The organism is Cryobacterium sp. M25 (assembly GCF_002929635.1).
GTDB classification, from domain to species: domain Bacteria; phylum Actinomycetota; class Actinomycetes; order Actinomycetales; family Microbacteriaceae; genus Cryobacterium; species Cryobacterium sandaracinum.
The window spans coordinates 33,420-46,187 of the sequence record NZ_PJJU01000031.1 but is presented as its reverse complement, the minus strand read 5'-3'; the positions used below and the strand labels follow the sequence as shown (position 1 = coordinate 46,187).

The window sequence follows — 12,768 nt, the reverse complement described above, 5'->3', positions numbered from 1 at the left end:
CACCCGGGTCAACAAACCAACCGACACCAAATCCGACAACCGGCGATCAGAGACCGGCTTTACCCACCCTGTACGCGCCATAGCCACAACGTAACACGAGAACGCTTAACTGAACGGTATTGAGGCTGAGCGGGACCCACTGACCTCCCGCCGATTTGGCTCCGGAGCAGGTCTGAGAGGCCGAGGGCATGATCCTTGAGCATGCATTTTTTCCGGTGCTGGCCGGTTCCAAGGTCGAGTTCGAGGTCGCGTTCAAGCAAGCGCGTCCTCTGATTGGCGGCCAGCCCGGGTTTCGTTCCTTATCCTTGTCAAGATCAATGGGATCGCCGAACTTATATGTTCTTCTTGCGGATTGGGATTCCGTGAAAGCTCACACGCGAGGACTTCAGCGTCGGGCCACGCACGTTGCTGGTTGAGAAAATCGGCGAACTGATTCGCGTTTTGACTCCGATCGCCAACTTTATTGTCGAGGTCGTTCCTCCTGTCATGACCTGGTTGCGAGAGAAGGCCGCGCTGCCCAACCTGCCGTATACGCGCACCTGCCCGGACCGTTGAGTCGGCCCGGGCAGGTTTCTGTCGTCCCCGTCAGCCGCCGTGGACCGGCGTCGTGGGACCGCTGCGGGGTCAGCGGTAGGCCACGCCGTTGGCTGTCACGGAAACCCGGGTACCCGCGGTTCCGTCCAGGAGCGCCGGCAACTCTGTCAGGGATCCGATGAAGGCGTCGCGACCGGTGTTGCGGGCGAAGTCGATCGCCGCCTCAACCTTGGGTCCCATCGAGCCCGCCGGGAAGTCGAAGCCCGCGAGCGTGTCCGGGTGGACGAGCATGATGGCGCGCTGTTCTGGCGTCCCCCAGCCGGTGTAGACGGCGTCCGCGTCGGTGGCGATCACTAGGGAGTCGGCCTTGAGGTCCCGGGCCAGCACCGCGCTGGCCCGGTCCTTGTCGATCACGGCGTCGACGCCGATGAGTTTGCGGGAGCCGGGCTGGTACATGGTGGGTATGCCACCGCCGCCGGCGCAGATCACCACCGTGTCGGCCGCCACCAGCGTTTTGATCGTGCTCAGCTCGAAGATCCGCTGCGGCATGGGCGAGGGCACCACCCGACGCCAGTGGTCGCCGTCGGGTTTGATAACCCACCCCCGCAGCACCGCCAGGCGACGCGCCTCGTCGGCGTCGTACACCGGCCCGACAAACTTCGTCGGGTCCGTGAACGCCGGGTCTGCCGGGTCCACCTCGGTCATTGTCAGGATCGTCGCGATCGACTTTTCGAACGGGAGTCGGTTGCCGAGTTCTTGTTCGATCATGTACCCGATCATTCCCTCGGTCTGGGCGCCCAGGACGTCGAAAGGGTACTCGGACGTGTGGTCGTAGGCGGCCGCCTGGAGCGCGAGCAGCCCGACCTGCGGCCCGTTGCCGTGGGAGATCACCAGCTGATGCTCCTGGGCGATTGGCGCCAGCGCGGCGCACGCCTTGGCGACGTTGGCACGTTGGTTTTGCACCGTCATCGGGGCGCCGCGCTCCTGGAGCGCGTTGCCGCCGAGAGCGACCACGAGGCGCATCAGGAACCCAGGGTGGCGACCATGATCGCCTTGATCGAGTGCATCCGGTTCTCGGCCTGAGCGAACACGATGGAGCTGGACGACTCGAACACCTCGTCCGTGACCTCAAGCTCGCCGAGGCCGGTCTGCTTGAACAACTGTTCCCCGACGGCCGTGTTCCGGTCGTGGAACGCCGGCAGGCAGTGCATGAACTTGACGTCGGGGTTGCTGGTCTTAGTCAAGACGTCCGCGGTGACCTGGTAGGGAAGCAGGGCGGCGATGCGTTCGTCCCAAGTTTCCTTGGGCTCGCCCATGGAGACCCAGATGTCGGTGTAGATGAAGTCGACCCCGGCCACGCCCTCGGCGACGTCCTCAGTGTGGGTCAGCCGCGCGCCCGTGCTCTCGGCGATCGTCTGGGCGGCCGCGATCACATCGTCGGTGTTCCACAGCTGGCGGGGGGCCACGATGCGCACGTCCATGCCCATCAGCGCCCCTGCCACCAGCAGCGAGTTCGCGACGTTGTTGTGCGCGTCTCCGAGGTACGCGAAGGCGATCTCGTGGTCGTTCTTGGTGGAGTGCTCGCGCATCGTGAGCATGTCGCACAGCGCCTGGGTGGGATGCCACTCGTCCGTCAACCCGTTCCACACCGGCACACCCGACGACGCGGCCAGCGTCTCGACGTTGGTCTGCGCCGAGCCGCGATACTCGATGGCGTCGAACATCCCGCCCAGCACCCGCGCGGTGTCCTTAACGGACTCCTTGTGCCCCATCTGTGACCCGCTCGGATCGAGGTAGGTCACGTGGGCGCCCTGGTCGTGCGCGGCGACCTCCATGGCGCAGCGGGTCCGGGTGGAGGTCTTCTCGAAGATGAGGGCGATGTTCTTCCCGGTTAGCCGCGGCAGCTCAGTGCCGGCGTATTTGGCTGCCTTGAGGTCCGCGGCCAGCCCGAGGAGGAACTTCCACTCCTTCGGGGTGAAGTCGACTTCCTTAAGGAAACTCCGGTTGTGCAGGTTAAAGCTCACAGGATCACCGCATCTCTTTCGATTGGACAGGACAGACATCGCGGACCGCCGCGCCCGCGGCCGAGCTCGGATCCCACGACGGGTACGACTTCGATGCCCTCGTCGGCGAGGTATCGATTGGCGGTCGTGTTCCGCTCATAACCCAGCACGACGCCGGGGGAAACGGCGAGGAAGTTGTTCCCATCGTTCCACTGCTCTCGCTGCGCACCCGCGCGATCGATTGGGGTGCGCAGGACCCGGACCTTGTCGACGCCGAGGGCCTCGGCCACGAGAGGAAACAGGTCCGTGTGCTCCGTAATGTCGTAGTCGCCGCCGGACCCCACCGGGGTGAGCATGAACGCGCGCAGCGTCTCGGGCAGGTACGGATAAACGGAGAACGCGTCGCTGTCGACCATTGTCATGGCGGTGTCCAGGTGCATGAACGCCCGCTCCTTCGGCAGCTCGACGACGATCACCTGGCGGACATGGCCGCCTTGGAAGAGCAGTCGGGCAAGTGTCTCGACCCCCTGGGGCGAGGTCCGCTCGCCCATCCCGATCATCAGCACCCCATTACCGATCACGAGCACATCGCCGCCCTCGACGGTAGCGGGCTCGTGGGGCAGGAAATCGTCGCCGTAGACGATCTCCAGCCCGGCGTCGCGGAACATCGGGTGGAACTTGTAGATCAGGCGGGAGTTGATGGTCTCGCGTTTGCGGGCCTGCTTGGCCATCGGGTTGATGCTCAGGGCGCCGTAGATCCAGGACGAGTTATCGCGCTGGAACAGGTGGTTCGGCAGGGGCCGCAGCAGGAAGTCGTCGATGCCGAGGGACTCCATCAGAAGGCTGGGCGTGTGCAGCATCGGCATGACGTCACTCTTGAGCACGCCCCCGATCAGGAGCTCGGAAAGCACCTCCGACGACGTTTGGTCGACGATCCGCTCCAGCGGCTTGTCCAGCGCGGGCCCGAACCGGATGGCCGTGGTCAGACACTTCTGCAGGAACTCCCGGGCACCCGGCGCGTCCAGCGCCGCGGCGAGCAGTTCGCGGAAGTAGTGCACCGTCACGTTGCGCTCTCTGAGCTGGCCGACGAACGCGTCGTGCTCTTCCCTAGCCCGATCGGCCCACATGACGTCGTCGAAGAGCAGGTCGTCGACGTTGTCCGGGGTCAGCCGGCTGAGCTCGAGACCCGGCCGGTGGACGATCACCTGGCGCAGCACTCCTACCTCGGATTCAACACGAAATGGCATGGCTATTCCTTACTATATTGATGGTGTAAATGCTCAGCGGTACTCGGGCACGGGGGCCGGCTTAGTCATCCGGTGCCGCTGCGCAAGGTAGACCGGGATCCCGACGACGAACGCGCCGCCGGCCATCAGGAACGGGCCCCAGACGACGTACCACAAGTCGCTGGTGTTCCTGGAGTAGTAGATGAAGGCGACCGAGAAGATCAGCGCCACGACCGCCACCGACACATCGAAAGCGAACCTCGACGTGTGGACTGGGTGGCTGTCCCGCCAACGCCACTTGATCTGGACCAAGGCGGAGAATGCGTAGGGCACGGCCGCCGTGATCCCGGTCATCAGAACCAGGGTGGTAAACACCGTTGAGCCGCTGGTTCCCAGATAGCTGATCACCACGGCGACCGACGCCAGCGCGGTGGACGCGATGATCCCGAAGGCCGGAACCCGGCGCCGCGACAGGCTCCCGAACCGCGCCGGGAACAGCCCGTCCTTCGCGGCAGCCAACGGCATCTCCGCGCAGATCATTGTCCAGCCGTTCAGCGCGCCGATACCGGAGACGATGACGGCCAACGCCACCAAGTCCCCGGCCCAGGAACCGCCGCCGACGATCGAGTTGGCCGCGACGGAGTAGGACGCCTTGTTCACGTCCATAGCCAACTGCGAGGCGGGCACGATGCCGAACACGGCAACCATCGACAGCAGGTAGACGATGGCGCTAGCGAGCGTGCCGTAGATGGTCGCCTTCGGGACATTCCGTTCGGGATCGCGGACCTTCGCCGCGGCAACGGCCGCGGTCTCGACGCCCAAATAGCTAAACAGTGCGATCGCCATCGCTCCACCGATCGCCGACAGGCTGCTGTCACCGCTGAGGTTCCACGGCGTGAAGTTCCCCGCCTTGATGAAGAACAACCCGACGGTCGACATGATGGCCAGCGGGATGAACTTCAGCACCGTCGTCCAGACTTGGACCGAACCCATCACGCGCACGCCAGTCAGGTTGATCACGGCCGGGATCCACAACCCGACGAGGGCGATCAGGATGGACCAGCCGACCGCGCCGTCCTTGTTTAGGAAGTGCTCGACGTAGTACACCCAGCCGACGACGATCGCCGCATTGCCCGCCCATGCCGTGATCCAGTAGGACCAGGCGTTAACGAACCCGGCCGCGTTGCCGAACCCTGAGCGTGCATAGGCATACGGTCCGCCGGCAGCCGGCAGGCGTCGCGACATCACCGCGAACATCAGCGCAAGCGCGACCGCCCCGACGGTGGCGAGGCCCATGGCGACCAGGCTGATCGGGCCATACGACGCTAATGCGTAGGGCAGCGAGAAGATGCCGACACCGATGATACTGCCCATAATCAGTGCAGTCGACTGAGGCAGGGACAGGGCGCGCTCGGTTGTGCGCCCCTCGGGCTCGGTCGGGACAGACCCGACCTCGGACCTTGGTTGGACCATGATGACCTCCGGCGTTGATACGGATATTTGACATCCGATCGTCAGGTCGAAAGGTTTCCGGGCTTAGCGGCCGAGGGAACTAAGTGGCGAGTTCACGGATGTTCTTGAAACGGATTTTCTTGAAATCTGCCGTGCATTTCGGTGGAGCGTGTCAGAAACCGACGCAGGGCAATGCCTGATCAGGTTTTAAGAAACGCATTGGTTGAACTTAACATTGACGGCACGCCGATCACCGCCCCAAAGAGCCAGCGCTTACGGCCGAGCAGAAATCGAGACAATAACGTCAGCGACCAGACCGAAGAGATTCTTGGGATCGAAGGGACCGGCGATCAGATCGAGTTCGACGAAGAATGAGGCGCCGGCGGCCGAATCGCGCAGGTAGCGCAGCACCGAAAAGTCTTCGATGGCAAAATCGACCGAGTCGAAGATGGCGATCTAGTCGTAGTGCGTGCGCCCCGCCGCCTGGGTCTTATCAGTAGTGAAGGTCGTGATGATGTCGGCGCCCGCCACCGCGTCCCGCACGCTCGCTACCACGACGATGTCGAAGCCGAACGGCCGGGCGGTGATGTTCTTTACGTTCATAAAACGCACCACGACAACCTTCTTTTTGTTTTCTGTAATCAGCCTATGACCGGGCAATGTGCACGCGTAACGAGCAGAACGAGCCAATATGTTCCATTAATCTTTCAAGATGGTTACCCTGGCTGTACAGTGTGAATCATGCATACGCTCGATGACCTCGATCGCCGCCTAATCGGCGCGCTGCGGGCGGACGGGCGAACCCCCGTCACCACGCTCGCCCATGACCTCGGAGTCACGAGGGCAACGGTGAACATCCGGCTGCAGCGGCTGCTGGACACGGGCACCGTCCTCGGATTCTCCGTCCGGGTTCGCGAAGAGCGGGATCCCGACTCGATCCGGGCGATCGCGCTCATCGAGGTCGAGGGGCGCTCAACAGATCGGGCGATCAGCCAACTTCGCGGCTTTCCCGAAGTCCGGGCACTACACACCACGAACGGCGGCTGGGACCTGGTGGCCGAGATCCGGACCGACACGCTGAGCAACTTCGACCGGCTACTCGGCCAGATTCGCTCCGTCGAGGGCGTCGTTAACAGCGAGACGAGTCTGCTGCTCAGTTCGACGCTGTCCTAAGCCTCATTCCACCGACCGGCTGAGGTTGGGAGTCGTTTTCTGATTTGAGTTGCGGCGGCGTGCTGGGGCGTGGTTGTGCGCTGAGCCTCGCTGCTCGCGTTGTTCCACTTGGCTTCCAGGTCGTGCCGGGTCGGGGCGGGCGGGTCAGGTCGGGGTTGGGCTCGGTGGTGCGAAGGCGTGGTCGAAGAGGTGGGCCCAGCCGGTTTCCCAGGGCCAGTTCTCGGGCAGGTTCAGTGTGATGCGCCGGGCTGACGAGGCGATCCTCGCGGGGATGTTGATCAGTTTCCGGCGGATGGTCGCGGTCGTGGCCCGGGCCAGACCGGTGCCGGCGGTCACCGCGGTGGCGCGGGTGAGGTTGAAGGCGATGACGGCCAGGATTAGCCAGGCTGCGTTGGCGGCGAATACACCGGAGGGCATGTGGGCCAGGGCGCAGCTCTTCAGGTCGGAATTCACGAGCTCGATGGCCGCATGGGCGCGGTGGGTTTTATCCGCGGTGACCGTGTCCAGTGTGCTGGTGGTGAAGAACGCGTGGAAGCGGTGCAGGTCGAAGAGCGTGGCCTGGCCGGCGAGTTTGTGCTTGTTCAGCTCCGGGATGCGGCGCACGACGAGGCGGCCGCTGATGTGGTCCGACTTCTTCCGTGAGGTGAATGCAGTGTAGGGAATCTCGGCGACTTCAGCGTCGGAGATCCAGGTTCGGGTGTCCTCGTCAAAGATCGCATGGGTTTACTTGATCGGCGTCCACCCGGTCGCCGGGATGGCCGCGATGCGCTTCCTGACGGCGGAATCGAGGCAGGCAGTGACAGAGACGTCCGCGCCGCCAGCCATAGCGGCGTGGATGGCCACGAAAGTGTAGAACGCGGAATCGGCGCGGAACAGGATCCGGGCGGCGGTCATCCCAGGCAGGCGGCGGAGAGTGGCGAGGGCGTCCCGGATCAGCCGGGTCGCGCCGTGCGGGGACGAGCAGGCACCCCGGCGCAGACGCTGGGCGAGAAGGATCGGCGCGCCGGTGACCGATTTCAGTGTGGCGAGGATCGCGTTGAGCCCGCGGACCCCGGAGTAGCCGAAGCTGGCGCCTTGTTTCTGGTGCCCGTGGACCTCGATGATGGTGTCGTCCACGTCCAGGAACACATAGTCGTCAGGTTCCGGGCTGATCAGCGGGCTCAGGGCAGCGAGGTTGATCAGGAACCGGGACGCGACGGCATCAAGCTGGCGCACATGGCCGAACGTGAACGCGCGCAGGAACGACCCGAGCGTCGACGGTGCGTAGAGGTGGGCGAAGAGCTTGCGCATTCCGCCGTGACGCAACACGGCCATGTCGTCAATGGCATCCGCACCGGCCACCATCCCGGCAACCAGGGACGCGATCTTCAGGCCGGCGTTCGCGCCCTTGTCCGTGGGGACGCTCAACCATTTGTCGGCCAGCCGTCGCAGGCCCGCTCTCTCGGCCAGTTTCATCGCCGGGACCAAACCCGCAGAAGACACGAGGTTGGAGTCATCGAAGACGTGCGACACGGCGCGGGTGGTGTGCAAAACTTGCATCTACGAGATGTCCTTCTGGATCAGTTGAATTGTTCTGTGGTAAGTACAATTTTCCCTGATAAGAAGGGCATTCTCTGTTTAACGCGCCGCTAGATCCCAAGTCCGATCGGTGGATTCAGGCTTAGACGACCCCAACTTCCGAAGCGCATTCGGCGCAGCCGGCATGGTCCACCGGCCAGGTATGGCCAATGACCTTCTTCAGGAGATGGCACCGCTCTTGGCGGAAGATGGCATAGATGTCAATGATCCGTCGAGTTTCGACATGGCTGCCTTGAACGCGGCACTCGCACGCGCGGTTGAGCGAACAAACCTGGAACGATTCACGCCGATCGGCGTGACCAGGTCGAATACGTTGACCGTGCTCCTGTCGGCGTCGGAAGCAATCAGCTCGGGCGACGTGCAGAGTACTGAGGCCGTGATTCGTGGCATCGCCCCGGAGCCGAAGGAGACTGGCGAACCATCGGTCGCTCATGTCATCGGGGTGAGCCTCGGCCTGCTCGATTCGTGGCATCGTGATGCCAGCCTCACCAAGCTGCTTGCTCGTACGCGGATCCCTGACTGGTCGAGCCGTTCCCGTGCCACGGGGACAGACATAGTCGCGCTGGCGCGAAAAGGGCGAGCATTGGAAGCGGTTGCCGCACTGCACGGCCGGTACGACGGATTGACGATCTTGGAGGGCAGCATCCTCGCGATCGCTGGAACGCTCCAGTCCTGGGCCGCCGCGACGGACCAGAGCGTTCATGACCTCGGCGTGGCCGTTCTGAAGGACCAGAAGTAACAAGGACCGGCACCGACCCTTTCCGCGTTGGCGAGGCTCGTCGCGACTCTCGACGTCGTCGAGGTAGAACGGAACCCGACGCGGCACAGCGCGGTTCAGCATCCAGAATCGGCAATCGATAAGTTTGGTGGTCCTATCCTGCCACCGGGCGATCGCAGCTAACACTCGGCTTCCAGCGATCGCGTGGCCGTCGAGGCGGGCCGCGGCATCGACCTCACGCGGTCATCAACGCTGCGCACGCCACCCTCGCCGGCCACCCCGGCACGCCGCCGGGCACCTCCAAACCCCTCACCAACGAAAGATGCACCTCATGACCATTCTCGCCCCCGACGCCAGAAGCGTCGCCCGCCAGATCGACCACACCCTGCTCACGCCCGAGGCCACCGCCAAAGCCGCCGAGGCCGCGCTCGCCATCGAGCAGGGCGCCGACGAGATCGACATGGTCATCGACATCGGTTCGGCCGAGGCCGGCCGCTTCGACGACGTGCAGGCCGACATCGCCGCCGTGCGCGCGAGCATCCCGGCGCCGAAGGTGCTCAAGGTCATCATCGAATCTGCAGCGTTGACGGATGCCGAGATCGTCGCCGTGTGCCAGGCCGCCGTAGCCGTGGGCGCCGACTTCGTGAAGACCTCCACCGGCGTCCACCCCGCCGGCGGGGCGACCGAGCACGCCGTGCGCCTGATGAAGCAGACCGTGGGCGACCGAGCCCAGGTGAAGGCATCGGGCGGCGTGCGCAGCTTCGACGATGCCCGCACCATGATCGCCGCGGGCGCGAGTCGCCTCGGCGTCTCCGGCAGCGCCGCACTGCTCAGCGGCAGCACGCGCGCCGTCCCGACCAGCACCTACTAGGCGTCCGTGCCGGCCTCGCCGAACTCAATTGGGCGGACAGGTCTGCTCGCCTAGAACCGTCGCATCGTTCCGCGCGCGTTCGCACTGCATGCGCTCGACAACGGGCCGACGTGGCCGCCGACCGGGTCGCCCACATTCAGCCTGACCCCAGCCGAAAAGCACCCCTAGTTCGGGTTATGTTGCCTTACCGACAGTGACCCGTGGCCGGGCGCGACGACACATTTTGCGGCGTAGATCGGAACTCCGCCGTGCTCCGCTGTCTGGGTGAGGATGAGGACCGCCGCTGACGGCCCTATGTTCAGCAGTTTCGCTCGCGTGGGGCCAGCGTCGGTTGCGACGATCTGGCACACGCTGTTTGTGAAGACGTGGCCGTTGGCCTGCATGGATGCGAGGAGTGTCCGTGGTTCGGCGGCGATCTCCGAGAGTTCGGATGCGATTCGCGCGCTCACATCACTGAGGTAGCGCCCAGCGGGGAGATGCTCTTGAACAGTGGCAACGGGAACGCCATCCTGCAGCAAGACGCTCTCGCGGATCCAGGCGTTGGCAGCCGGGTCGAGCGAGAGTCGGTGGGACACGAAGTCTGTAACCCCTTCCAACTCGAAGCGCACCGGCTGGACAGTCAACGTCATGTTCGGGTCGGCTAGGGCGATCTCAAATGGCCGAAGCTGCTCCAGTCCGCCGTGCGGGATGAAGTCCGTTACGAATCGTCCAACTCCGCGACGGGTGACCAGTAACCCGTCTTCTTCGAGGAGCATCAGCGCCTCGCGTACGGGTGTGCGGCTGACGCCGAGCATTGCCGAGAGCTCTGTTTCCCTCGGCAGCATTTCGCCGAGCCGGAACACGCCAGAGCGGATTCCATCTGCGAGCCGCGTGTAGACGGCGACTCGAATCGGCTGGCCGACGGCGAGGTGGAGCTGCTGGTGAAAGAACGGGTGCGGTTCCAAACGGGTCGTCACGAGACCTCCTTGTCACCCCGAACGTATCACATTTGATATGCTACCTGAGAGGTATAACTTCATACTATTCAGACGAAGGGGTCAACATGAGTTCAACCACCACGAGAGTCGGATCACCGTCAACGATGAAGGGTCTGTATCCCCCCACGAGCAGCACGCCGCACATTGATCCGAAAGGGGTGGACATCGCCGAGACGATCCTCCTTCCGGGGGACCCGCTGCGAGCGAAATTCATCGCCGAGACCTACTTCGACGACATCCGGTGCTTCAACGAGGTTCGTAACATGTTGGGCTTTACGGGCACTTACCGGGGGCGTCCCGTGTCCGTAATGGGCACGGGTATGGGTATCCCTTCCATCTCGCTCTATAGCTATGAGCTGATCCACTTTTTTGGGGTCAAGAACCTGATCCGGGTGGGCAGCTGCGGCGCCATGCAGGAGAACATGGAGCTCTACGACGTGGTCATCGCCCAGGGCGCGTCTACCGACTCCAACTACCTGCACCAGTTCAACCTGCCCGGTTCATGGGCGCCGCTGTCGTCGTACCGGCTGCTCGAGCACGCCAAACGGATCGCCGACGAGCGCGGTCAACGCACCCACGTGGGCAATGTGCTCTCGTCCGATCTGTTCTACGGCGCCGATCCTGACGCCATGGGGAAGTGGATGAAGATGGGAATCCTGGCCGCCGAGATGGAGTCGGCAGGGCTGTACGCCAACGCCGCGGCCGGGGGCGTCGATGCGCTGGGCATCTTCACCGTCAGCGACCAGCTCGTCACCAACGCCAAGACCACCCCCGAGGAACGGCAGACCGCCTTCACCGGAATGATCGAGATCGCGCTGGAACTGATCTGATGAGCACCGCGACTCGCGCCACGCGTCCAACTCCGGTTTTCAACCCGACCCGGGCCGTCCCCATCCTGCTGTTCCTCTTCGTGTTTTCGCTGGTGCTGGACAATGGCTTCAAGTTCATGTCGCCGGCGCTGGCGCTGGATCTCAACCTGCCCGTCAACACTGTCAGCCTGCAAGCCACGCTGACCGGCATCCTGATCGGTATCGGTGCCGTGGTGTACGCCGCGCTGGCCGACTCGATCAGCATCCGGAAACTCATCATTTTCGCGATCCTCGTGATGACGATCGGGTCGATCGTCGGCTTCATCTTCCAGACCAACTTCTGGCTGATCCTGGTCGGCCGGCTGATCCAGACCGCTGGCTTGGCGGCCGCCGAGACCCTCTACGTGATCTACGTCACCAAGCATTTCAGAGGCGACGAGCAGAAGAAGTACCTGGGCTTCAGCACCGCAGCCTTCCAGCTGTCGCTACTGATCGGCACCGTCGGCAGCGGCTTCATCGCCACCTACATCGGCTGGGCGGCCTTCTTCCTGGTCACCGTACTTTCCCTGCTGACCATCCCGGTCGTGCTCCGTACGGTTGCTGCGGAGGCAACGAATGAGGGCCACGTGGACGTGTTCGGGCTTTTCCTGATCGCGGTGTTCGCCACCGGCATCATCCTGTTCATGCAGAACTTCAACTTGTGGTACCTGCTGCCAGTCGTCGCGGGGCTGATCCTGTTCATCTGGCACATCCGAACCCACGAAAACGCCGTGATCACCATCGCGTTCTTCGCCAACGCTCAATACTCGCTGATGATCATCGTGGTGTTCGTCATCTACTCGGTCCAGCTGGGCTACACCTTCCTCTTCCCGTTCCTGGTATCCGACATCTACGGCTACAACCTCGGAGAGGTCTCCCTGCTGCTGATCCCCGGCTATATCGCCGCCGTGATAGTCGGCTCGGCCACCGGCAAAATCGCCCGGGTCCTCACATCCAAGCAGGCCATCACCACGGCGTTGATCGTGATCATCGCCTCGATGCTGATCCCGGCTCTGGTGGTGGACAAGTGGATCGGGATCTTCGTGATCTCGATGATCTTGTTCGGAATGGGCTTTGCGTTGATGTACGGTCCACTCGTCTCGACCGCCATTATGCGGGTGCCGGTCGAGAATTCGGGTATCGCCATCGGCTTCTACAACCTCACCATCAACATCGCCGTGCCGATCGGCATCGCCTACACCGCAGCACTGATGAACCTGAAGCCCAACCTGCTTGGGGGGATCGTCGGCACCGACCAGGCGGCCTCTTACGGAACGGTGTTGTTGATTCTCGCGGCGGTCGCTGCCCTCGGCCTGGTGCTCTACCGCGCCTTCGTCGTGGTTCTGGAGCGCCAAGGCGAACCCGCACCCGCACCCGTCACCAACTAA

Annotated in this window: 13 protein-coding genes and 1 pseudogene; 6 read left to right on the top strand and 8 right to left on the bottom strand. The window is 63.6% G+C overall.

Features of this window, described 5'->3' with window-relative positions:
• Positions 1-188: 188 nt before the first annotated feature.
• Positions 189-416, top strand: a complete 228-nt coding sequence (locus CXY81_RS02115; protein ID WP_104193816.1) for an antibiotic biosynthesis monooxygenase — start codon at positions 189-191, stop codon at positions 414-416.
• A 208-nt stretch (positions 417-624) separates the two neighbouring features.
• Here the strand turns inward: CXY81_RS02115 and arcC are convergent, their stop codons facing one another.
• The 6 genes from arcC to CXY81_RS15960 form a co-directional block, all read right to left on the bottom strand.
• Positions 625-1,557 (bottom strand): carbamate kinase, encoded by a 933-nt coding sequence (gene arcC, locus CXY81_RS02110; protein ID WP_104171448.1) that lies wholly within the window; start codon positions 1,555-1,557, stop codon positions 625-627.
• A complete protein-coding gene (argF, locus tag CXY81_RS02105) occupies positions 1,557-2,558 on the bottom strand; it encodes an ornithine carbamoyltransferase (RefSeq protein ID WP_104193815.1) in 1,002 nt (333 codons plus the stop codon). Before argF ends, arcC begins: the two co-directional genes overlap by 1 nt.
• Entirely contained in the window at positions 2,555-3,784 is a 1,230-nt protein-coding gene (locus tag CXY81_RS02100; RefSeq protein WP_104171450.1) for an arginine deiminase, read from the bottom strand. Before CXY81_RS02100 ends, argF begins: the two co-directional genes overlap by 4 nt.
• A gap of 33 nt (positions 3,785-3,817) precedes the next feature.
• On the bottom strand, positions 3,818-5,236 hold the full coding sequence (locus CXY81_RS02095) for an amino acid permease (RefSeq protein WP_104171451.1): 1,419 nt from the start codon (positions 5,234-5,236) through the stop codon (positions 3,818-3,820).
• 252 nt (positions 5,237-5,488) lie between these two features.
• A complete protein-coding gene (locus CXY81_RS16255; RefSeq protein ID WP_158251977.1) occupies positions 5,489-5,626 on the bottom strand; it encodes a hypothetical protein in 138 nt (45 codons plus the stop codon).
• 45 nt (positions 5,627-5,671) lie between these two features.
• Positions 5,672-5,818, bottom strand: a complete 147-nt coding sequence (locus tag CXY81_RS15960) for a hypothetical protein (RefSeq protein ID WP_134544171.1) — start codon at positions 5,816-5,818, stop codon at positions 5,672-5,674.
• Between the two features lie 138 nt (positions 5,819-5,956).
• Here CXY81_RS15960 and CXY81_RS02090 point away from each other — a divergent pair, with 138 nt between their 5' ends.
• A complete protein-coding gene (locus tag CXY81_RS02090; RefSeq protein ID WP_104171452.1) occupies positions 5,957-6,388 on the top strand; it encodes an Lrp/AsnC family transcriptional regulator in 432 nt (143 codons plus the stop codon).
• 144 nt (positions 6,389-6,532) lie between these two features.
• On the opposite strand, the pseudogene CXY81_RS02085 reads toward CXY81_RS02090, so the two are convergent.
• Positions 6,533-7,927: pseudogene (locus CXY81_RS02085) on the bottom strand (IS1380 family transposase).
• A gap of 181 nt (positions 7,928-8,108) precedes the next feature.
• On the opposite strand from CXY81_RS02085, the gene CXY81_RS02080 reads away from it, so the two are divergent.
• Both CXY81_RS02080 and deoC read left to right on the top strand, forming a co-directional pair.
• Positions 8,109-8,705, top strand: a complete 597-nt coding sequence (locus tag CXY81_RS02080) for a hypothetical protein (RefSeq protein ID WP_146067586.1) — start codon at positions 8,109-8,111, stop codon at positions 8,703-8,705.
• A gap of 310 nt (positions 8,706-9,015) precedes the next feature.
• Complete coding sequence (gene deoC, locus CXY81_RS02075) at positions 9,016-9,555, top strand: deoxyribose-phosphate aldolase (RefSeq protein ID WP_104193821.1); 540 nt, start codon at positions 9,016-9,018, stop codon at positions 9,553-9,555.
• Positions 9,556-9,719: 164 nt separating this feature from the next.
• Here deoC and CXY81_RS02070 read toward each other — a convergent pair whose 3' ends face one another.
• Positions 9,720-10,511: a GntR family transcriptional regulator gene (locus tag CXY81_RS02070; RefSeq protein ID WP_104193813.1), complete on the bottom strand. Its 792-nt coding sequence runs from the start codon at positions 10,509-10,511 to the stop codon at positions 9,720-9,722.
• An 86-nt stretch (positions 10,512-10,597) separates the two neighbouring features.
• Here CXY81_RS02070 and deoD point away from each other — a divergent pair, with 86 nt between their 5' ends.
• Together deoD and CXY81_RS02060 are read left to right on the top strand one after the other, a co-directional pair.
• Positions 10,598-11,362 carry a purine-nucleoside phosphorylase gene (gene deoD, locus CXY81_RS02065; RefSeq protein ID WP_369828327.1) on the top strand — a complete coding sequence of 255 codons (765 nt, stop codon included), beginning with the start codon at positions 10,598-10,600 and terminating at the stop codon, positions 11,360-11,362.
• Positions 11,362-12,768 carry an MFS transporter gene (locus CXY81_RS02060; protein WP_104193811.1) on the top strand — a complete coding sequence of 469 codons (1,407 nt, stop codon included), beginning with the start codon at positions 11,362-11,364 and terminating at the stop codon, positions 12,766-12,768. The genes deoD and CXY81_RS02060 overlap by 1 nt, the downstream gene beginning before the upstream one ends.

What these genes read in the sequence shown, in the direction of transcription:
- CXY81_RS02115 (WP_104193816.1), top strand. Translation starts at nt 189, where the DNA reads ATGATCCTTGAGCATGCATTTTTTCCGGTGCTGGCCGGTTCCAAGGTC.
- arcC (WP_104171448.1), bottom strand. Translation starts at nt 1,557, where the DNA reads ATGCGCCTCGTGGTCGCTCTCGGCGGCAACGCGCTCCAGGAGCGCGGC.
- CXY81_RS02100 (WP_104171450.1), bottom strand. Translation starts at nt 3,784, where the DNA reads ATGCCATTTCGTGTTGAATCCGAGGTAGGAGTGCTGCGCCAGGTGATC.
- CXY81_RS02095 (WP_104171451.1), bottom strand. Translation starts at nt 5,236, where the DNA reads ATGGTCCAACCAAGGTCCGAGGTCGGGTCTGTCCCGACCGAGCCCGAG.
- CXY81_RS15960 (WP_134544171.1), bottom strand. Translation starts at nt 5,818, where the DNA reads ATGAACGTAAAGAACATCACCGCCCGGCCGTTCGGCTTCGACATCGTC.
- CXY81_RS02090 (WP_104171452.1), top strand. Translation starts at nt 5,957, where the DNA reads ATGCATACGCTCGATGACCTCGATCGCCGCCTAATCGGCGCGCTGCGG.
- CXY81_RS02080 (WP_146067586.1), top strand. Translation starts at nt 8,109, where the DNA reads ATGGCCAATGACCTTCTTCAGGAGATGGCACCGCTCTTGGCGGAAGAT.
- deoC (WP_104193821.1), top strand. Translation starts at nt 9,016, where the DNA reads ATGACCATTCTCGCCCCCGACGCCAGAAGCGTCGCCCGCCAGATCGAC.
- deoD (WP_369828327.1), top strand. Translation starts at nt 10,598, where the DNA reads ATGAGTTCAACCACCACGAGAGTCGGATCACCGTCAACGATGAAGGGT.
- CXY81_RS02060 (WP_104193811.1), top strand. Translation starts at nt 11,362, where the DNA reads ATGAGCACCGCGACTCGCGCCACGCGTCCAACTCCGGTTTTCAACCCG.